At 81.1% G+C, this 228-nt stretch carries 1 pseudogene; it reads left to right on the plus strand.

The features are described 5' to 3' along the window. Nucleotides 1-228: pseudogene (locus ABFX54_RS22700) on the plus strand (hypothetical protein); the annotation flags it as partial.

Here is a 228-nt window from a genome sequence, read left to right on the forward strand (position 1 = left end):
CCACGACAACCCCCCGGAGACGGCCGGCAAGGCGCGGGCGGGCGAGGGGGAGCGGGCGGTCGGCATGCGGCCCGTGGGCGAGCGCGCCGACGGCAGGAGAGCCGCCGGTGAGCGCGAGCGTGCCGAGAGCAAGCGGCCGGTCGGCGAGCGGGCCCGTGCCGAGAGCAGGGCGCAGCGCGAACGGCTGCGCGCCGAGCCCAAGGCGCCGTCCCGCGAGCGCACGCGGGG

The sequence above is a fragment of the Nonomuraea maheshkhaliensis genome, assembly GCF_039529435.1.
GTDB lineage: Bacteria > Actinomycetota > Actinomycetes > Streptosporangiales > Streptosporangiaceae > Nonomuraea > Nonomuraea maheshkhaliensis.